The organism is Nocardia mexicana NBRC 108244, assembly GCF_001613165.1.
Taxonomy (GTDB): Bacteria; Actinomycetota; Actinomycetes; order Mycobacteriales; family Mycobacteriaceae; genus Nocardia; species Nocardia mexicana.
In genome coordinates, this window is the sequence record NZ_BDBV01000075.1 from 1 (window position 1) to 19,566 (window position 19,566).

The window sequence follows — 19,566 nt, forward strand, 5'->3', positions numbered from 1 at the left end:
CCCCGCCACCGACAAGCTTCCGGTTCCGGAATCGGAGTCCCCGGCGGAGCCGCCGGTCGATCGGTCCGCCGCCGCGGCCCGGCCGAAATCCGTCGGCGCCCAGCCGCTGTCCCGGTTGGCCATGAGCAAGCGGCGCCGCCAGCAGCGGCTGCGGCTCGCGGCCCGCGCGTCGACCGCGTTCGCCGCCGTGCTCGCGCTGGTGATGACCGGTGTGGGCTGGAACTACCTGCGCGCCACCGACAACGGCTTCACCCAGGTCTCCGCGCTCGACGAGAAGTCCGACGACATCGTCGATCCGGGCGGCCAGCTGGGCGACGAGAACTTCCTCATCGTCGGCACCGACACCCGCGCCGGTGTGGACGGCAATGTCGGCGCCGGCACCACCGAGGACGCCGAGGGCTCCCGCGCCGACACGGTCATGCTGGTGCACATTCCCGAGAACCGGCAGCGCGTCGTCGCGGTGTCGTTCCCGCGCGACCTCGACGTCACCCGGCCCGCCTGCGAGGGCTGGGACAACGAGAAGGCGAAGGGCACGGGCGTCCAGTTCCCGGCGGCCAACGGCGACAAGCTCAACGCGACCTACGCGCTCGGCGGGCCGCAGTGCCTGACCAAGGTGATCCAGAAGCTGGTCGGCCTGCGCATCGGCCACTTCGTCGGCATCGACTTCAACGGCTTCTCCTCCATGGTCGACACCATCGGCGGTGTCGAGGTCTGCACCAAGAAGCCCCTGGTCGACGACGAGCTCGGCACCATCCTGCCGAATGCGGGCAAACAGGTGCTCAACGGTCCGACCGCGCTGGACTACGTGCGCGCCCGCCACGTCACCGGCGAAGAGCGCAGCGACTACGACCGCATCCACCGCCAGCAGCTGTTCCTGTCCTCGCTGCTGCGCGGCGCGCTGTCGAGCAAGGTGCTGTTCGACGTCGGCAAGCTGAACGGCTTCATCAACGCGTTCTCCAGCAGCGCCTTCATGGACGGCGTCGGCACCAAGGACCTGCTGATGCTGGGCCGCTCGCTGCAGAAGGTGGACGCCGGGGCGATCACCTTCCTGACGGTGCCCACCGCGGGGACCACCTCCTACGGCAACGAGATCCCCCGCGAATCCGACATCAAGGAGATGTTCCAGGCGGTCATCGACGACCAGCCGCTGCCGGGCGAGAAGAAGGCGCCCGAGCCGAGCAAGGCCGCCGCTCCGGCCCCCGCGCCCAAGCAGCTGACCGCGACCGATCCGAGCACGATGTCGGTGCAGGTCTCCAACGGCTCGGGCAGTTCGGGCCTCGCGAACACCACCGCGACCAAGCTGTCCAACCAGGGCTTCCAGATCTACAGCACCGGAAACTACGCGGGCGGCACGATCCCGACCACCCGGGTGCGCTACTCGGCCGGGCACGAGGCCGAGGCCGCGACGGTCGCGTCCGCGATCCCCGGCGCGACGATGGAGGCCGCCTCCGGACTGGGCAGCATCGTGGAGGTCGCGCTGGGCTCCGATTTCTCCGGCACGGTGAAGGCGCCGACACCATTCGGCAATCCGCTGCCGGAGGTTCCGACCGCCCCGAGCACGGGCGCCTCGGGCGAGACCCCGGCCACACTCCCGTCCGATCTCGAGCACGTCAACGCCGCCGACGACACCTGCAAGTGAGCGCCTGCCCACCTGCGCGATTCCGCTAGCTCCGGGCAACACCGACGGTTCACCCACCGTTCGTGACTTGGTCAGCGCTGGGAACTAATGTTTGGTTTCATGCGTGTCATCTACAACGAACAAATGGCCGATCTCGCCAACATGCTGGGCAAGATGGCCGGTCTCGCGGGCTCCGCGATGGAGCGGGCGACGCAGTCGCTGCTGCAGGCCGATCTGCCGCTCGCGGAGCAGGTGATCTCCGAGCACGACCAGATCGCCGAGATGATCACGCAGGCCGAGGAGAAGGCGTTCGCGCTGCTGGCGCTGCAGGCGCCGGTCGCGGGCGACCTCCGGCAGGTGATCAGCGCCATCCAGATCGTCGCGGACGTGAATCGGATGGGCGCGCTGGCGCTGCACGTCGCCAAGGTGACCCGGCGCCGCCACCCGAACCACGCCCTGCCGGAGGCCGTCAACGGCTACTTCGCCGAGATGGGCCGGATCGCGGTGAATATGGGCGCCGCGGCCAAGGAGGTCCTGGAGACGCGCGACCCGGAGCGGGCCGCGCAGCTCAACCAGGACGACGAGGCGATGGACGACCTGCACCGCCACCTGTTCACGCTGCTGATGGACCGGGAGTGGAAGTACGGGGTGGCCGCCGCGGTCGACGTCACGCTGCTGGGCCGCTACTACGAGCGCTTCGCCGACCACGCCGTGGAGATCGGCCGCCGGGTCGTCTTCCTGGTGACAGGCGAGCTGCCGCCCGACCCGGACGCCGAGAACCTCTAGGAGCGGATGCGGAGGTCCGCCTGGGACTCCGTATCGCCGCCCTTCCGCCAGGCGAGCAGCGGTGAGACGCCGCGCTCGGGCTTCCAGGGCAGCAGCACCGCGACCAGGATCGCGCACACCACCAGCGCTCCCACCGCCAGATGGGAGGCCGCCTGGGAGCCCTCCAGCGCCGCGACCTTCATGGCGTGCACCAGGTCGGCCTTCGGCTTGGCGAAGAACGGGCTGATCGGCGCCTTGACGATCTCGATCACGCTGATCGGGGTGTCGCGGGCGATGCTCTTCTGATCGGAGTTCATGATCGCGGCCGGAATCGCATCGATGCGGGCCCCGACCCGTTCGGAATAGATCGAGGTCATGATGGAGCCCAGCACGGCGACGCCCAGGGTGCCGCCGACCTCGCGCGTGGTGTCGTTGACCGCCGATCCCGCACCGGCCTCCGCTTCCGGAACCGATCCCATGATCGAGGCGGTCGCCGGTCCCTGCACCACGCCGAAGCCGATCCCCATCAGCACCATCGACACGAGAACCGGTCCCAGGTAAGGGGTTTCGACCTTCACCTCGCCCGCGATGTACATGCCCGCCGCCAGCAGCACCAGGCCGAACAGGATCGTCGCGGTGGTGCCGATGCGCTGCGCCACCAGGGTCGCGGCCGGTGCGCCCAGCCCGACCGCCGCGGCGAAGGGCAGCGAGTGGATCCCGAACTCCAGTGCGCTGAACTCCCGCACACCCTGGAAGTACTGGGTGATCAGGAACAGGAAGCCGAAGGCGCAGAAGTAGGACACGGTGATCGCCAGCGCGGGCACCGAGAACCGTCGAATTCGGAACAGCCGCACGTCCAATACCGGCGATTCCACCCGCAGTTCCCAGGCGATATAGGCCACCAGCAGCAGTAGCGAGATCGCGTAGCCGGTCATGCTGCGCCCCGCCAGCCAGCCGTATTTCGGCGCCTCGATGATCGTCCACACCAGCGTCGTGACCGCCACCAGCGACAGCACGATGCCGACGACATCCAGGCGCCCGGTGTGCTCGGCCCGCGACTCCGGCACCACGACGAGCACGGCCACGATGGCGATCAGCGCGATCGGCACGTTGATCCAGAACACCGAATGCCAGCTGAAGTACTGCAGCAGCCAACCTCCGGTTACCGGCCCGATCGCGACCGCGACGCCTGCCATGGCCGTCCACAGCGCGATGGCCCCGGCGCGGGCCCGGGCCTCGGGGAACAGATTGATGATCAACGCGAGCGTCGCCGGGAACACCGCGGCCGCGAAAACACCCATCCCGGCCCGCGCCGCGATCACCTGCCCGAGCGTCGCCGACAGCGCGCCCACGGTCGACATGACGGCCACGCCCACCAGGCCGATGATCATGATCCGGCGCCGCCCGAACCGGTCGCCGAGATGTCCGAGAGCCAGCAGCAGGCCCGAGAACGCCAAGGTGAAAGCGTCGACGATCCACTGCAGCCCGCTCATGCGCGCCTGCAGCTGCACCGCCATCGACGGCAGCGCCACATTGACCAGGGTGTTGTCGAGCACCACGAGCAGTTCCGCGAGACAGATCGCGAGCAGGGCCAGCACCCGTACCCGCACCCCCGGTGCCGCGCGGAGCCCGGGGTGCGGGCTCGCCGTTGATACCGCCATCCGACGCCTCCTACCTATAACGATCGGTTTAGTTGGCTCGAACGGTATCCGTTACGCCAAGTTGCATACAACCGACCGTGGTAGGAGACGACCCAGCTAACACCAGGCACAGGAATGTGGCCTGGAGCACAGGCGAGTCGGTGCACACGAAACGACCCCGGCCCAATCGGACCGGGGTCGTGAGAGTTGTTGCCTGGATGGCCTATCCGAAGCGCCCCGAGATGTAGTCCTCGGTCTCCTTGCGGGCCGGATTGGAGAAGATCTTCTCCGTCTCATCGATCTCGATCAACTTGCCCGGCTTGCCCTGGGCCTCCAGGTTGAAGAACGCGGTCTGATCGCTCACGCGCGCGGCCTGCTGCATGTTGTGCGTGACGATGACGATCGTGAATTCCTTCTTCAGCTCGGCGATCAGGTCCTCGATCGCGAGCGTGGAGATCGGGTCCAGGGCCGAACACGGCTCGTCCATCAGCAGCACGTCGGGCGACACCGCGATGGCCCGCGCGATGCACAGACGCTGCTGCTGACCGCCGGACAGGCCGCCGCCCGGCTTGTCGAGGCGGTCCTTCACCTCGTTCCACAGGTTGGCGCCCTTGAGGGACTGCTCGGCGACCTCGTCGAGTTCCTTCTTGTTGCGCACGCCCTGCAGCTTCAGCCCGGCCACCACATTGTCGCGAATCGACATGGTGGGGAACGGGTTCGGACGCTGGAACACCATGCCGATGGTGCGGCGCACCCCCACCGGGTCGATCTGCGAGCCGTAGATGTCCTCGCCGTCGAGCAGCACCGCGCCCTCGACGCGCGCATTCGGAGTCACCTCGTGCATGCGGTTGAGCGAGCGCAGCACGGTGGACTTACCGCAACCCGACGGACCGATGAAGGCGGTGACGCTGCGGGGCAGCACGGTCAGCTGTACATCGCCGACGGCATGGAACTTGCCGTAGTAGATGTTGAGATCTTTGACGTCGATCCGCTTGGCCATGTCGTATTCCGTTCGCTTCTATCGGTTCCGGGTGAGCAGCTTGTTGACGACCGCCGCCCCGAGATACAGCAGCGCGATGATCAGGATCAGGGTCAGGGCCGCGCCCCACACCCGCCAGCGACCGGCGGGCTCCGGGTTGGCCAGCTCCTGGTAGATCAGCAGCGGCAGCGACGCCATGTTTCCGTCGAACAGGTTGGAGTTGATCGACTTCGAATAGCCGACCAGCACCAGCACCGGAGCGGTCTCGCCCATCACGCGGGCGACCGCCAGCAGCATGCCGCTGATCATGCCGGGCAGCGCGGTCGGCACGACGATCCGAATGATCGTCTTCCACTTCGGGATTCCCAGGGCGTAGGACGCCTCGCGCAACTCGTCCGGCACCAGCTTGAGCATTTCCTCGGTGCTGCGCACGACCACCGGCAGCATCAGCAGCACCAGCGCCAGCGCGACCGCGAAGGCGCTCTGCGGCGCGCCGAAGGTGGCGATCCAGAGCGCGAAGACGAACAGCGCGGCGACGATCGAGGGCACACCGGCGAGGATGTCGACCATGAACGTGGTGGTCCGGGCCAGCCAGCCCCGCCCGTATTCGACCAGGTAGATGGCGGCCATGATGCCCAGCGGCACCGCGATGATCGCGGCCACGGCCGACTGCACGATGGTGCCGTAGATGGCGTGGTACACGCCGCCGCCGTACTGGTCGGGCAGCACGCCCTTCTGCGAATTACCCCACCAGTTGCTGCTGGTGACGGCGTCGAAGCCCTTGCTGAGCACCAGGATCAGCACCCAGCACAGCGGAATCAGCGCGATCGCGAAGCACAGCCACATGACCGCGGTGGCGACGTGGTTGCGGACGCGACGACCGGTGCTGATCTGCCGGAACGCCGGGGCCTTGACCGGGCGGTCGAGAGTCGTTGTCGCCATTACCCGTTCACCTTCCCGCCGGCCGCGATGCGCGCCAGCGCGTTGACCACGAAGGTCAGCGCGAACAGCACGAAGCCGGCGGCGATGTAGGCGCCGGTGGGCAGCGCCTGACTGAATTCCGAAGCGGCCGAGGCGATCTTGGAGGCGAAGGTGTATCCGCCGTCGAACAGCGACCAGTGCCCCGCCGTCGCCGCGGTGCGCAGCACCACCAGCACCGCGATCGTCTCACCGAGCGCGCGGCCCAGTCCGAGCATCGAACCGGCGATCACACCGCTGCGGCCGTAGGGCAGCACGGTCATCCGCACCACCTCCCACTTGGTGGCGCCGAGCGCCTGCGCGGCCTCGATATGCGCCCGCGGGGTCAGGTTGAACACCTCGCGGCTCACCGAGGTGATGATCGGCAGGATCATCACGGCCAGCACCACACCGGCGGTGAAGATGGTGCCGCCGCCGCTGATGGACACGTTGCCGGTCTTGAACAGGAAGAACCAGCCGAGATTGTCGTTGAGGAATTCCTCGAACGGCGCCAGCTGCTGCGCCAGCACCAGAAAACCCCAGAGACCGAACACGATCGAAGGCACCGCCGCCAGCAGATCCACGACGATGGCGAACGGGCGAGCCAGCACCTTCGGCGCGTACTGCGTCAGGAACAGCGCGATACCGACGCCTAACGGCACGGCGATCACCAGCGCCAGCAGCGAACTCAGCACCGTGACCATGAACAGGTCGCGGATGCCGAAATGCATGTCGTTGGCGTTGGTGACGTTGAACTCGGCGCTGGTGAAGAAGTTGGCCTTGTTCGCCGCCACCGACGGCACCGCCCGGATCAACAGGAACAGCGCGATCAGTGCGATGGCCGCGACGATGGTCGCGCCGGCGGCCGTGGCCAGCGAACGGAAGATGAATTCCGCCCGGGCGCTGTGGGCGCCGCGTCCGCGTTGCGCCGGTTCGGTGCTGGGTTCACTCGGCATAGTGGCAGTATCTCCGCCGGTCCGCGGGCCGGTCGAGTCCGACCGGTCCGCGGCGGTGACTTCGTCGTGCACGGTCATTGGGGGCTACGCAATCAGGAGATGGCGTTGATGGCGGTGGTCAGCTTGGTCTTGAACGCATCCGGGATCGGCACGTAGCCGGACTCGTCGAGCCCCTTCTGGCCGTTGTCGGTCGCGGAGGTCAGGAACGCCTTGACGGCCTTGCCGGTCTCCGGGTCGCTGTACTTCGAGCAGACGACCTCGTAGGTCGGCATCAGGATCGGGTACGCGGCCGGGTCGGTCGGCTTGTAGAACGAGGTGGTGTCGATGACCAGGTCGTTGCCCTGACCGCTGATCTTCGCCGCCGAGATGGCGGCGCCCGCGGACTGCACGTTCAGCTCGACCGGCTTGACCGCCGCATCGGTGATGATCTGCGAGACCGACAGGTTCTGCGACTTGGCGAACGACCACTCGTTGTAGGTGATCGAGTTCTTGGTGTTCTTGATCGCCGCCGAGGTGCCCTCGTTGCCCTTGGCGCCCTCGCCGACGCCGCCGGTGAACGCCTTGCCCGCACCCTTGCCCCAGGCTCCGTTGGAGGCCGAGTCCAGGTACTTCTGGAAGTTGTCGGTGGTGCCCGACTCGTCGCTGCGGAAGATGACGCGGATCGGCTCGGCCGGCAGGTTGGCCTTCTGGTTCAGTGCCTTGATCGCCACGTCGTCCCAGCGGGTGATGGTGCCGTTGAAGATCTTGGCCGCGGTCGGACCGTCCAGCACCAGGTCGCCCACGCCGTCGATGTTGTAGGTGATGGCAATGGGACCGAACACGGTGGGCAGGTTCCACGCCGGGGAACCGCAGCGGGCCGCGGCCTTGTTGGGCTCGTCCTTCTTGGCATCCAGCGGCGAGTCGGTGCCGCCGAAATCGGTCTGACCGCCGATGAATTCGTTCACACCGGCGCCGGAACCGCTCGACGTGTAGTCGAGGGTGTAGCCGTCGCAGTTGGTCTCGTAAGCGGCGACGAACCGGTCCATCGCGTTCTTCTGGGCCGACGAGCCGCTGGCCTTCAGAGCCTTCTTGCCACCACAGGCAACGTCGACCTTGGCCGCGCCCGCGGTTTGAGCGGTGTTGTCGTCACTGCCACAGGCCGTCAGGGTCAGCGCTCCGGCTGCGGCAAGCACACCGAGCAGAGCGCCATTGCGCTTGAGATTCACCTATTCCTCCGGGAATCGCTTAGTACACGCCCGGTCCCTCAACAACCGGACGGGTGCCGTGTGGTGGCCGTTCGCAGCGAACTTGCGCACCAGGCAGCGAATGCTGCCCATAAGTAACGTAGGTTCGGCCGGTTGACAGTTGGACCTGGCCAAGTGAACGGCGGGTGAACAACCCGGCGCGATTGGACCCAGCGGATGTGACATTTGCCGCAGTGTTACTCGCGTCATCCCGGCCAAGAGCACGCCGGGAAATCTGAGGGTGGCCGACGTGCCGGGAAATCTGAGGGTGGCCGACGTGCCGGGAAATCTGAGGGTGGCCGACATGCCGAGAAATCCGTGAGGGTGGCCGCCGCGCCGAGAAATCCGTGAGGTGGTCGACGCGCCGGGAAATGTGTGAGGCCGTCGAAATGCTCAGCGCGCGGCGTAGGCGGCGTCGACGTGCGAGGTCTCGAAGCCCAGACGCGTGTAGGTGTGCACGGCGGCGGTGTTGTCGGCCTCGGTGTACAACAACACTTCTCGCAGGCCCCGGTCGCGCAGGTAGTGCAGTCCGGCCAGGGTCAGGAGTCGGCCCAGCCCGCGGCCCTGCGCGGCGGGATCGATGGCCACCACGTAGACCTCGCCCGCCGGGGGTTCCTCGTCGGTGTGCACCTTGGTCCAGTGAAAGCCCAGCATTCGACTCGGATCGGCGGGGTCGACCGCGATGAACAGGCCTTTCGGATCGAACCAGGACGATTCCCGGCGCACGGCGATATCGGATTCGCCCCATCCGCCCTGTTCGGGGTGCCAGTCGAATGCGGCGTTGTTGACCCGCAGTAGCTCGGCGTCGTCCTCGGGTCCGGCATAGGTGCGCAGCACGACGTTCTCGGGCACCGCCAACTCAGGTAGCTCGGGAGTTGCCAGCGGCCTGCGCATCTGCCACAGCTCGCGAGCCACGGTCAGTCCGAGCCGCCCGGCCACCGCCTTGGCGGGCGCCAGGTTGCCGTGCGCCCATACCCGCGCACCGGTTCCGCCGCCGGACAGCACGGTCGATACCAGCGTGGCGCCGATGCCGCGCCCGCGCTGCCGCGGGTCCACCACCGCCTCGGCCATCGCCGGGTGTTCACCGTGGGCCGGAACGAGATTCGCGTATCCGAGCACCTCGCCGTCCAGCGCCGCCACGAGATGGCGCGCCGGCGACGGAGTGGTCAGCGACAGCACGGCCTGTTCGGACACGGGCGCGACGCCGTCGGCGGCTGTCGCCCGCTCGAGGACCTCACCGATCTGCCGCGCGGTATCGGCCGGGATTTCGTCCACCCAGCCCGTCAGCGCCTGCCCGTCGTGCGTATCCGCGCGGTCACTCACCGCGGCCACCTCCTGCTCGTCGCGATCACGCGACCGGACCGTTGGCCCCCGTGTCCTCCTCGGGGCCGTCCGAGTCGTCGGGGAAATTGGTCGGCTCGCCCTTGCCGCTGGTGCGCGACGGGCGCACCGCCTTGTAGCCGACATTGCGGACCGTGCCGATCAGCGACTCGTATTCGCTGCCGAGCTTGGCGCGCAGCCGCCGCACGTGCACGTCGACCGTGCGGGTGCCGCCGAAGAAGTCGTAACCCCACACCTCCTGCAGCAGCTGGGCCCGGGTGAACACCCGTCCGGCGTGCTGGGCGAGGTATTTGAGCAGCTCGAATTCCTTGTAGGTGAGGTCGAGCGGGCGGCCGCGCAGGCGCGCGGTGTAGGTGCCCTCGTCGATCACCAGCTCACCGAGGGTGATCTTGCCGGTGTTCTCGGGGCTGGCGGCGCCGCCGTTGCGCGCCACCAGCAGTCGCAACCGCGCATCCAGTTCGGCGGGACCGGTGCCGGGCAGAAGGATGTCGTCCAGTCCCCAATCCGCGTTCACCGCCACCAGACCGCCCTCGGTCAGCACCGCGACCACCGGCACCGAGGACCCGGTGCTGCCGAGCAAACGGCACAGTCCGCGGGCGGCGGCCAGATCGGTCCGGGCATCCACCAACGCCACATCCGCGGTGCCCGCCTCCAGCAGCGAAGCCACCTCGGTCGGCGCGGGCCGAACGTTGTGAGGCAGTAACGCAAGCGACGGCAACACCGACTCCGGATTCGGGTCGGAGGTCAGCAGGAGCAGCTCCACCAGCTCTCCTCCCAATCTGGCATGTCCGCGGCAACCTCGGTGTCATTCGCGAATTCATGCTCGTCCGCACAGGTAATTCGTGCCTACATTAGCGTGTCCATGCCAATGACCACGCATTCCAGGCAACCGACGCACCCCGCCTGCGCCGACGACCGCTCGACCGGCGTGGCTTTCGGAATCCTCCGCGGCACACCGTGCGGCCGTGTCCGGCGCCAACCGATATCGTGCGTACATGGGTAACTCACCGGGCACGCCCGACGCTCGGGCAGCGCGAGACCGCCGGCCCGGCGAGGAATTCTCCACGCACCCCGCGATCGGCGAAAGGTCGTGGCGCGGCGGGGCCGCGCGCAAGGTCGTCGTGGGTGTGCTGCTCGTGGTCGCGCTCGCCGTGGTCGTCGACTTCACCGCCGCGGCGTACTCCGAGTACCGCGTCTCGCGATCGCTGCGCGCGGGCGGCGACCTCCGGGCCGATCCCGAGGTCACCATTCACGGTTTCCCCTACCTGGCGCAGGCGCTGGGCGGCGAGTATCACAACGTCGACATCCGGGCGCGCGCCGATCGGCCGGACATCCCCGGCGAGATCCTGGTGGAGACCACGCTCAACGGGGTGCACCTGCCGATGGGCGACCTGATCGACGGGAATATGCGGTCGGTTCCGGTGGATCGGGTGGCCGGTCGCATGCGCATCGAACCGGTCGAGCTCGGCCGCCTGTTCAACATCCCCGACCTGCAGCTGACCGGCCCTCCGGCGGACAAGTCCGACGGCACCGGCGGCTCCGGCGGCACGGGGTCGACCACGCAGGGCGCCTACATCCTCACCGGCACCATCCCCCTCGGCACCGATTCGACCGCCAGCGACAACACCACCACCGACTCCGACAAGGTCAGCGTCGCCGTCAAGGTCAATCTGCTGCTCGACGGCGACCAGGTCCGCATCGTCGCCACGGACCTGTACCGCGACAAGAGCGACACCACCATCAGCACCACTACGACGCGTCCCGACCTGGACAAGGCCGCGGTCCTGGCCCGGTTCACCCGCACCATCGACACCAGGGACCTGCCGTTCGGCGTGCATCCGACGAAGGTCGAGGCCCTCGGCGGCAACATCATCGTCGAAGGCGAGGGCGAGAATATGACGATCGATATGGACAGGTTTGCCCGCCCATGACGGAAATCACGATCCTGGTGCTGGTGCTGGCGGCCGCGCTCGCCGTCGGACTGCTGCTGCGCTACCGCGCGGGCCGCGTGCGCACCTCTACCGCGCCGATCGACGGCGCCGCCGCATCGGATCGCGACAAGCTGCTGGCCGCCGTCGGAGTGACCGGCGCGGCGCCCGCGGTGCTGCACTTCTCCGCCGATTGGTGCGGGCCCTGCGAGGCGGTGCGCCGGGTCGTCGCCGGGGTCGTGGCCGATCTCTCCGATACGCCGCAGCCGCCGTTGGACATCGAGGTCGACATCGACGCGGAGCCCGCGCTGGCCAAGGAACTGAATGTGCTGTCGCTGCCGACCACATTCATCTTCGATGCGCGCGGCCGCGAGCGATTCCGCATCTCCGGCGTCCCGAAGGCGACCGACCTGCACAGCGCCATCACCCCGCTGACCGCGGCGGCCTGACGCTCCCGGGGGGGCGTACGCGTGCGCAACGCCGTTTAGTGACTCGAGTTACGGGCCCCGGGTCCAATTCCCGCGCCGAAGCGGGTAAAGTGTTACCCGTGCAAACCCGCCGAGAGCTGATGCTCACCCGACGCCGCACAGTAGATCTGTGCCGCCTCGGCGGTTGTTGCTGCCTGTGCATGTAGCCGGTCGGCCCTTCGTTCTCTTCTGACGCCGGCCGGTTTTCCCACCGCGTGAGTGATCTCCCGATCCCCCGGTGATCTGACACATCCCTGACAGATAAGCCCATGCAGCGCAGGAGTTCCTCCGATGTCCCACAACAGTCCTACCCCTGATACCCAGACCGGGCATTTACCGGCGGGCCGCGTGGACGTCCGCGGCCCGCGCTTCGCCGCCTGGATCACCACCGGTGTCCTCGTACTGGTGCTGATCGCCTCGGCCTTCTCCGTTCCGCTCGCAGCACTGCTGATCGCGTTGCAGGCGGTGGTCTTCGGCCTCGGCGCGTACTACGGTCCGCGCCGCAGCCCTTATGGCTGGGTGTACGCGACATTCGTCGCCCCACGAATCGGCCCCGCACCGGAGACCGAGCCCGTCCCGCCGCTGCGCTTCGCGCAGTTGGTCGGCGGCGTGTTCGCGGTGCTGAGCTTCGTCGGCTTCATCGCCGGCAGTACCGTCGTCGGCGCGATCTTCGCCGGCTTCGCGCTGTTCGCAGCGTTTCTGAACGCGGCCTTCGGCATTTGCCTGGGTTGCCTGCTGTACCCGTTCGCCCAGCGGTTGATCCCCAAGTCGGCCGCACCGACCAACTCCCCCACCTAGCCCCGGCAAAGTAACACCGAAAGGAACAACATGGCTCGCTCCGATGTCCTGGTCTCCGCAGACTGGGTCGAAGAGAACCTCAACGCCCCCGGCGTGGTCGTCGTCGAGGTCGACGAGGACACCTCCGCCTACGACACGGGCCACATCGAAGGTGCCGTGAAGCTCGACTGGAAGTCGGATCTGCAGGATCCGGTTCGGCGTGACTTCGTCAACCGCGAGCAGTTCTCCGACCTGCTGTCGGCGCGCGGTATCGGCAACGACGACACCGTGGTTCTCTACGGCGGCAACAACAACTGGTTCGCCGCGTACGCGTACTGGTACTTCCGGTTGTACGGCCACCAGAACGTCAAGCTGCTCGACGGCGGCCGCAAGAAGTGGGAGCTCGACGGCCGCCCGCTGTCGCGCGACGCCGTGACCCGCGAGGCCACCACCTACAAGGCCGGTGAGCAGGACCTGTCGATCCGGGCCTTCCGCGACGACGCCATCGCGGCCATCGGCACCAAGAACCTGGTCGACGTGCGCTCGCCCGACGAGTTCTCCGGCAAGATCCTGGCCCCGGCCCACCTGCCGCAGGAGCAGTCGCAGCGTCCGGGCCACATCCCCGGCGCCATCAACGTCCCGTGGTCCAAGGCCGCGAACGAGGACGGCACCTTCAAGTCCGACGAGGAACTGGCCGCCCTGTACAAGGAGGCGGGCCTCGACGGCGAGAAGGAGACCATCGCCTACTGCCGCATCGGCGAGCGTTCCTCGCACACCTGGTTCGTGCTGCAGGAGCTGCTGGGCCACAAGAACGTCAAGAACTACGACGGGAGCTGGACCGAGTACGGCTCCCTCGTCGGTGCACCGATCGAGTTGGGAGCATAAATATGTGCGCAGCACCTACCCAGGGCCAGGCCCTGCCCGCCAATGTCGACACCGAGAAGGAGACCGTCCTGACCGGTCGCGTTCTCGACGCCGACGGCAACCCCGTCGGCGGCGCGTTCGTGCGGCTGCTGGATTCCAGTGACGAGTTCACCGCCGAGGTCGTCGCCTCGGGCACCGGTGACTTCCGGTTCTTCGCCGCGCCGGGCGACTGGACCATCCGGGCGCTGTCGTCGGCCGGCAACGGCTCGGCGGCCGTGCAGCCGCAGGGCGCGGGCATCCACAACGTGGACGTCGCGGTCGCCAAGTAGATCGCATCCGAAACGGCCCGGGGATCGCCCCTGGCGACATGGCCCCGGGATTCGAGTCATCGAATCCCGGGGCCGTTTTCGTATCGATGGCCGCGGGTCGATAGACTTCGAAACGTGGTCCTTGCCTTCGAGATTCTGCTTGTTCTCGTCTCCGTGCTGATCGCATGGTTCGGTCTGTACGTCCTCTACCGGCTGTTCACCGAGTCGTGACAGAGTCGGCGCACGAGAACGTCGACAAAGAAACCGCGAACGGGGCGCCCGAGACGCCGACCGGTCGCAAAGACGGCGACGCCCGCCGGGGCGGTGCCGACGATGACGCGCGCCGCAGCGGCGATCAGGCCGTCACCGACGCCGCCGAGCGGGCGAAGTCCAGGGGTGCCCGCAATATCGAGCAGCTGCCCGGCCTGCCGCTGCCCGAGGACACCGCCAATCTGCGGCAGGGTCCCGATCTGAGTTCGTCCATGCTGGCGCTGCTGCCGCTGGTGGGTGTCTGGCGCGGCGAGGGCGAGGGCAACGATCCCGAACGCGGCGATTACCACTTCGGCCAGCAGATCATCGTCTCCCACGACGGCGGCGACTATTTGGCCTGGGAGTCACGCTCCTGGGTCATCGACTCCGACGGCAAGTACGTCGGCCCCGATCTGCGCGAGAGCGGCTTCTGGCGGGTCGGTATCGACGGCGACGACGAGGTCATCGAGCTGCTGCTCACGCACAGCTCGGGTGTCGTCGAGCTGTTCTACGGCCAGGCCCTCACGCAATCGTCCTGGGAGCTGGCGACCGACGTGGTGATCCGCAGCCAGTCCGGCGCGGTCGTCGGCGGCGCCAAGCGCCTGTATGGCATCGTCGACAACGGCGATCTGGGCTACGTGGAGGAGCGCGTGGAGGCCGACGGCGCCCTGAAGCCCCGGCTCTCGGCACGGCTGCAGCGCTACATCGGCTGAGATCGGCCCGCGTGCCACGCTCCTTGGCAGTTTCGAAACCGCAGCCACTGATTTCGCGAGTACATGGGTAACTCGCCGGGTACGCCCAGAACTCGGCCACCCACAGACGCAGGACCTGTGACCAGGCCGAGTGGCACACGACTTGTATGCAAAAACGCGGAGAGGCGGAAAGGAACGACCCCCGAGCCTTATCGCGGAAGTGTGAACCTCTCGCGATCCCGGTCGGACAAACCGGGGGCTCGGGGGCCGGGTGGCTGCCTTGGATTCAGCTCGGCACTCGCGCGAACGAGAATCCGTTTGCAGCGGTGGCGCCTAGCTTGCAGCCACCTCACGTGTCCTTTGAATATCCATTCGTCGAACCACCTCCTTTCCCGTGTACTGATCAATCTAGTGCGCGGCCGAACGGTCGGCAACGCATTTTCGCGGGCGGCAGAACAGCAGGTCAGAGGGAATTTCCAGGACCTCCGAGGAGTTCGCGACACTCGGCCGGATTCGACCGCCGAGCCGAAAGGTCGTGCGGCCCGGACCGTCCCGCGGCTCAGGCCGGGCCTGTGGCGGCCGAGGACCGCACCGCCGCCCGGCCCTCGGAATCGACCTCGACAACGGTGTCGGCGCGATGGTCGGGCGGGAGCTGGTGGGTGACGACCACGACCGTCCGGTCCGGCGCCACGAGCCCGCTGTGCCCGTCGAGCAGGGCCCGCAGCAGCTCGGCGCCCGACTCGGCATCCATGTGCTCGGTGGGCTCGTCGAGCAGGAGCACGCGAGCGGGCGAAACCAGCGCACGAGCGAGCAGGATTCGGCGGCGCTGTCCGCCCGAGACCGCGGCGGCGCCGCCCACCAGTTCGGTGTGCAGGCCGTCCGGCAGGCCTGCCAGCCATTCCCCCGAACCCACTGTGCGCAGGGCTTTTTCGGCCTCCGGCTCGGTGAGGTCGCCGCGGGCCACGCGCAGGTTCTCCAGCACGGTGGTGCCGAAGATGTGCGCGTCCTCGGCGAAGAAGGTGATCCCGGGCCGCGGGGTGTCGAACAGGCCCGCCCACCGCATCAGCAGCGTGGTCTTGCCCGCTCCGCTAGGACCCGTGACCGCAATGCGCCGCCCCGAGGGTAGTTCGGGATACCCCGATTGCCGCACATCGTCGGTGCCGGGTCCGCGTTCCGGAACGGGATCGGCGTGGGCGATGCCGGATACCGGACCGCCGGCCGACCTGTCCACGTGCACCGTCGAATCCGAAACCGGTAGCGCCCGACTCCGCGCCCGCCGGGGGCCGTCGATATCGGATCGCCGCTCTCGCGCACGGAGTTTCGCCGTCTGCCCGATCTCGTCGATCCGGCGCAGGGCAGCACGACCGTTGCTCAGCGCCTGCACCGCGGCAGGAAGGACCGCAACCGCCTCGAACGCCGAAAGCGGCAGCAGCACAAGCACGCTCAGTGCCATCGGGGTGATGCCGCCGGGCGGGGCGGGCTGCAGCGGGTCGGACGGGGCGCCGGTTCCGCTGCCGTACAACAGAATTCCGATGAGCAGCGCGCCGAGGACGCTGACGCCGATCGACAGTGGTGTCGCCGCGGCCGCCCAGGCGCTGTGCGAGGCCGCGCGGTCCTCCGCCGCGACGGCTCGCTGCCCGGCGCGGGACGCGTCGGCGAGCGCGCCGTCGAGGCGTCCGGCCACCCGCAACTCGGGGGCGTGATCGAGCACCGTGACCGCGGCCGCGGTGAACTCCCTGCGGTCGTCCCGCACCGCCTGCTCGGCCTCTCGCGCCGCCCGCGCGGACAGCCACGGGGCGAAGATCCCGGCGACGGCCAGAGCCAGGGCCAGCACGGCGGCGGCGGGGAGCGAGATGGTGCCCAGCAGCCCCACCGCGGCGAGCGACAGCACCAGTGCCACCGCGATGGGCACGAATGCCCGCACCACCACGGCACCGAGATCATCGATATCGCTGCCTATCCGAGTGAGCAGGTCACCGCGCCGCAGCAGCGCCGGGTCCGCCTCGCGAACTCGCCCACCCATCGAATCGGGGGTCCGGTCGCCGCGACGCCGCAGGGTCCAGATATCGGCCCTGGCCAGCGCCGAATACACGGTCGTCCGCGCGGTCGTCATGGCTCGCAGCGCCACATCGTGGGTGGCCAGGCGCTCCAGGTATCGGCACAGCCCGCGCGAAATGCCCAGTGCCCGCACCGCGACCACCGCCACGCTCAGATCCAGCACCGGCGGCATCTGCCAGGCCCGCGCGATCAACCACGCCGCCAGTGCCGCCAGCCCCAGCCCGCTCCCGAGCGCCAGCGTCCCCCACCCCACCGACACCGCGATCCGCCACCGCGACAGCTCCAGTAACTCCCGCATCCGCCGAAAGTCGTTCAGCGCCTCTCTCATCGCCGCACCGCCCGCATCATGCACGCGGCATCACGTGGCTCGACGGCCGACACCAACGCCATACGGTCGAAACCGTTCGGCCCCTGTCGCAACGGACCACCCTGCCCGTTGCCTACGCGACCGCGCGGTGACACCCGCTCGGCACGACCCGCACGCGGCCGAAGTCGTTCAACGCTCGTCATCGCACCACCTCTCGGATGCCTTCGGTGCTGTGGCGCCCCGTGGCAGACGACGTCTCTCGGTCGCACGGAAGACCGGCGAGCGGCCTCGGACGGTCGCCTTCGCCGCCGTCTTGCGCAGCGTCCGAACCGGTCTCATTCCCGCTGCCCACCCGCGGCGACTCGTCTGCGTCCCGTCGCCCGGCTTTGCCGTCGGTGGTCGACGGGGTATTCGGCGAGCCACCCCACGCGGCACGGAGCCGCCGCGGACCCGGATTCGCATCGGCCGAATCGTGACGCGGAGCGGCGGTACCGGCGTCGGAGCCATAGTCCGCGTGCTGATCCGGCATGTCACCCGAATCGGCGACGCGGGCACCGGAGCCGCTGTCCCCGTGCCGGTCCGGCGTCATATCCGAATCGGTGGCGTCGGCGTGCACCTCGACGACATGGTCGGCCACGGCGAGGATGGTCGGGCGGTGGGCCACCACGACGACCGTCGCACCGGCGCGGGCGCGGGCGGTCAGGGCGGCGAGGACGGCGGCCTCGGCGACATCGTCGAGGTGGGCGGTGGGCTCGTCGAGGAGCAGCACGGGGCGATCGGCGGCGAGCACGCGGGTGAGGGCCAGGCGCTGGCGCTGCCCCAGCGAGAGCCCTACGCCGCCGGTGCCGACGAGGGTGTCCCAGCCGTCGGGCAGCTCGTCGAGTACGGCGTCGAAACCGGTTGCGGCGCAGGCGGCCTCCAGGTCACCGACGACCCGCGCGGGGCCGGACGCGGGAGCCTCTGGGCGCGCCCCGAACAGTTCCAGGTTCTCGCGCAGCGTGCCGGGCAGCAGCACCGGCCGCTGCGGCAGCCATGCCACCCGGGCCCACCAGCGTTCGAGACCCAGCTCGGGCACCGGAACTCCACCCACGGTCACCTCGCCGCGGTCGGGCGCGATCAGACCCAGGATCGCTTGCAGGGCAGTGGATTTGCCACAACCGTTGGGCCCGGCGAGCACGGTGAACGACCCCGGCCGCAGCACCGCCGAAAGGTCGCCGGGCGCGCTGCCGTCGCGACCGCGCACGGTCAGATTGCGAATCTCGATGACCCCCGGGGCCTCTCCGATGTCGCGACCGCCCGCACCGGCCGGACGCGACGCCCCCGCACACTCCGACGGCTCGCCTGCTTTCCCCGCAGGCTCCAGCACGGCGAAAGCCCGTGCGGCGGCTGCCATCCCGTCCTGTGCCGCATGGAACCGCTCACCGACCGCCCGCAGCGGCAGATACACCTCGGGCGCCAGAATCAGCCCCAGCAGACCGGCGTACAACCCCATGTTGCCGAACACCAGCCGCATACCGATAGACACCGCGACCAGCGCAACGCATAGCGTGGCCAGCATTTCCAGCACCATCGACGACAGGAATGCCACCCGCAGCGCCGACATTGTGCGGGCATGCAGCGATTCCCCCAGCGCCCGCACCCGGTCCCGTTGAGTCCATTGCCCGACCGGCGGCGCTACCCGATCGGACAGGCCACTCGCTCCGGACGCCGACCACTCGAGCGACGCCCGCCGCGCGGCAGAGGCCGCTGCATGGCCGGAATCACCCGTGCCCGTTGCCGATTCGCGGCCCAGGGCGCGCAGCGTCGGCATGCCCGCGAACAGGTCCAGTAGTTGATCGGAGAGGCGGGTGGTGGCGGCCAGGGTGGCGGCGGCCCGTCCCTGCGTCATCAGGCCGATGAGAATCATGAACACCGGGATCAGCGGCAGTGTCACCAGGATGATCGCGCCCGCCGTCAGGTCATGGGCCGCGATGACCGCCAGCACGATCGGCGGCACCAGCACCGCCAGCAGCAGGGCCGGGAGGTATCCGGCCAGATACGCCCGCAGCCCGCTCAGCCCGTTGCCGACCACCACCGCCAGTTCCGTTCGGCGCGCGTCCAATTCGCGTGGCGGCAGGTCGGCCCCGGCGGCCAGCACCGCCTGCTCCAGCTCCGCGACCACCCGGGCGCCCGCCCGGTGCGCCAGACGCGACTGCCACCAGGTCGCCGCCGCGCGACAGCCCACCGCGACCGCGAACACCGCCAACTCGACAGCCCAGGCGCCGAGGGTCCGGCGCCCCGGATCGGTGATCACCCCCGCGAGGACCCGCGCCAGCGCCACCGCCGCCACCACGATGCAACCGGTGGTCAGCAGCGAAAGCAGAACGCTGACAACGAGGTACGGTCGCGCCGAGCGGGCGTACCGCCACAGGCGCGGGTCCACGGGCCGAGCCACGGT

17 protein-coding genes are annotated in these 19,566 nt (G+C 68.8%); 8 read left to right on the forward strand and 9 right to left on the reverse strand.

Going from position 1 to position 19,566, the window contains the following annotated elements:
- Both NM1_RS28115 and phoU read left to right on the forward strand, forming a co-directional pair.
- Positions 1-1,639 (forward strand): LCP family protein (locus tag NM1_RS28115; protein ID WP_068026365.1); only part of this gene is annotated, 1,639 nt, incomplete at its 5' end.
- A 99-nt stretch (positions 1,640-1,738) separates the two neighbouring features.
- The gene (phoU, locus tag NM1_RS28120) at positions 1,739-2,404 is read left to right on the forward strand and encodes a phosphate signaling complex protein PhoU (RefSeq protein WP_068026413.1); all 666 of its coding nucleotides are present in this window, start codon (positions 1,739-1,741) and stop codon (positions 2,402-2,404) included.
- Here the strand turns inward: phoU and NM1_RS28125 are convergent.
- The 7 genes from NM1_RS28125 to NM1_RS28155 form a co-directional block, all read right to left on the reverse strand.
- Positions 2,401-4,044: an MFS transporter gene (locus tag NM1_RS28125; protein ID WP_068026368.1), complete on the reverse strand. Its 1,644-nt coding sequence runs from the start codon at positions 4,042-4,044 to the stop codon at positions 2,401-2,403. The genes phoU and NM1_RS28125 overlap by 4 nt on opposite strands.
- Positions 4,045-4,246: 202 nt before the next feature.
- A complete protein-coding gene (gene pstB / locus NM1_RS28130) occupies positions 4,247-5,023 on the reverse strand; it encodes a phosphate ABC transporter ATP-binding protein PstB (protein ID WP_068026371.1) in 777 nt (258 codons plus the stop codon).
- Positions 5,024-5,041: 18 nt separating this feature from the next.
- Positions 5,042-5,944, reverse strand: coding sequence for a phosphate ABC transporter permease PstA (pstA, locus tag NM1_RS28135; protein ID WP_068026374.1), 903 nt, complete (start codon positions 5,942-5,944; stop codon positions 5,042-5,044).
- Positions 5,944-6,915, reverse strand: coding sequence for a phosphate ABC transporter permease subunit PstC (gene pstC, locus NM1_RS28140; protein ID WP_068026416.1), 972 nt, complete (start codon positions 6,913-6,915; stop codon positions 5,944-5,946). Before pstC ends, pstA begins: the two co-directional genes overlap by 1 nt.
- A 92-nt stretch (positions 6,916-7,007) precedes the next feature.
- Positions 7,008-8,120 carry a phosphate ABC transporter substrate-binding protein PstS gene (gene pstS / locus NM1_RS28145; protein WP_068026377.1) on the reverse strand — a complete coding sequence of 371 codons (1,113 nt, stop codon included), beginning with the start codon at positions 8,118-8,120 and terminating at the stop codon, positions 7,008-7,010.
- 411 nt (positions 8,121-8,531) lie between these two features.
- The gene (mshD, locus tag NM1_RS28150; protein WP_068026419.1) at positions 8,532-9,425 is read right to left on the reverse strand and encodes a mycothiol synthase; all 894 of its coding nucleotides are present in this window, start codon (positions 9,423-9,425) and stop codon (positions 8,532-8,534) included.
- Between the two features lie 61 nt (positions 9,426-9,486).
- Positions 9,487-10,242: a winged helix-turn-helix transcriptional regulator gene (locus tag NM1_RS28155; protein WP_068026422.1), complete on the reverse strand. Its 756-nt coding sequence runs from the start codon at positions 10,240-10,242 to the stop codon at positions 9,487-9,489.
- A gap of 232 nt (positions 10,243-10,474) precedes the next feature.
- Here NM1_RS28155 and NM1_RS28160 point away from each other — a divergent pair, with 232 nt between their 5' ends.
- The 6 genes from NM1_RS28160 to NM1_RS28185 all read left to right on the forward strand — a co-directional run bounded on the left by NM1_RS28160 (position 10,475) and on the right by NM1_RS28185 (position 14,785).
- Positions 10,475-11,410, forward strand: coding sequence for an LmeA family phospholipid-binding protein (locus NM1_RS28160; RefSeq protein ID WP_084520132.1), 936 nt, complete (start codon positions 10,475-10,477; stop codon positions 11,408-11,410).
- Positions 11,407-11,856 carry a thioredoxin family protein gene (locus NM1_RS28165; RefSeq protein ID WP_068026380.1) on the forward strand — a complete coding sequence of 150 codons (450 nt, stop codon included), beginning with the start codon at positions 11,407-11,409 and terminating at the stop codon, positions 11,854-11,856. Before NM1_RS28160 ends, NM1_RS28165 begins: the two co-directional genes overlap by 4 nt.
- Positions 11,857-12,165: 309 nt before the next feature.
- On the forward strand, positions 12,166-12,672 hold the full coding sequence (locus NM1_RS28170; protein WP_068026382.1) for a DUF4395 domain-containing protein: 507 nt from the start codon (positions 12,166-12,168) through the stop codon (positions 12,670-12,672).
- A gap of 30 nt (positions 12,673-12,702) precedes the next feature.
- Positions 12,703-13,536, forward strand: a complete 834-nt coding sequence (locus NM1_RS28175) for a sulfurtransferase (RefSeq protein ID WP_068026385.1) — start codon at positions 12,703-12,705, stop codon at positions 13,534-13,536.
- A gap of 2 nt (positions 13,537-13,538) precedes the next feature.
- Complete coding sequence (locus NM1_RS28180) at positions 13,539-13,844, forward strand: DUF1416 domain-containing protein (protein ID WP_068026388.1); 306 nt, start codon at positions 13,539-13,541, stop codon at positions 13,842-13,844.
- Positions 13,845-14,050: 206 nt separating this feature from the next.
- Positions 14,051-14,785: a heme-binding beta-barrel domain-containing protein gene (locus NM1_RS28185; RefSeq protein WP_068026391.1), complete on the forward strand. Its 735-nt coding sequence runs from the start codon at positions 14,051-14,053 to the stop codon at positions 14,783-14,785.
- A 538-nt stretch (positions 14,786-15,323) separates the two neighbouring features.
- Here NM1_RS28185 and cydC read toward each other — a convergent pair.
- Positions 15,324-17,150 carry a thiol reductant ABC exporter subunit CydC gene (cydC, locus tag NM1_RS28190; RefSeq protein WP_068026429.1) on the reverse strand — a complete coding sequence of 609 codons (1,827 nt, stop codon included), beginning with the start codon at positions 17,148-17,150 and terminating at the stop codon, positions 15,324-15,326.
- A gap of 178 nt (positions 17,151-17,328) precedes the next feature.
- Positions 17,329-19,563: an ABC transporter ATP-binding protein/permease gene (locus tag NM1_RS28195; RefSeq protein WP_084520128.1), complete on the reverse strand. Its 2,235-nt coding sequence runs from the start codon at positions 19,561-19,563 to the stop codon at positions 17,329-17,331.
- Positions 19,564-19,566: the final 3 nt, after the last annotated feature.